Source organism: Dryocola clanedunensis (assembly GCF_038405435.1).
In the GTDB taxonomy this organism is placed as follows: Bacteria; Pseudomonadota; Gammaproteobacteria; order Enterobacterales; family Enterobacteriaceae; genus Dryocola; species Dryocola clanedunensis_A.
In genome coordinates this window covers 1-585 of sequence record NZ_JBBYHZ010000146.1, presented here as the reverse complement: position 1 = coordinate 585, position 585 = coordinate 1, and the positions used below count along the sequence as shown (strand labels likewise).

At 71.6% G+C, this 585-nt stretch carries 1 protein-coding gene; it reads right to left on the bottom strand.

Translation table 11 applies throughout. The features are described 5' to 3' along the window. Positions 1–210 precede the first annotated feature (210 nt). Positions 211–585: S1 RNA-binding domain-containing protein (locus AAE045_RS23915; RefSeq protein WP_455549789.1), on the bottom strand; the 375-nt coding region annotated here is incomplete at its 5' end.

Below are 585 nucleotides of genomic sequence, written 5' to 3'. Positions count from 1 at the left end.
AGCGCGGTGATCGGCGCTGCGGCCCGCCCGGTTGCCCGGTCCTGCCTGGTCGTCTGTCATCTGGGCTCCCCGCCGTCCACCCACCCTACGGGCATTCAACGGGAAGTGTGCGTAAACATGCGTCAAACCAGAAGTGCCCACGGCCACCCAGACCCCCGAAAACGCCAAAGGCCGCCCGAAGGCGGCCCCTGGCAGGCAACGGCAGCAGGCTCAGCCGCCGCGCTTGGCCCGGGCGAAGGCATCGGCCAGCGCATTGTTGGCCGGCGGTGCCGCGCTGCCCGGACGGGGGCCGGACGGGCCGCCGCGGTTGCCGTTGCGCGGGCCATTGCCCGCCCCACCGTCGCGGCGGCCGCCACCGCCCGGGGCCTTGGCCGGGGCCGGGGTGTCATCCAGGCGGCGGGTCAGCGCGATGCGCTTGCGCGCCACGTCGACCTCCAGCACCTTCACCTTGACGATGTCACCGGCCTTGACCACGTCACGCGGGTCCTTGACGTAGGTGTCCGACAGCGCGGAGATGTGGATCAGCCCATCCTGGTGCACGCCGATGTCCACGAAGGCACCGAACGCAGCCACGTTGCTGACCAC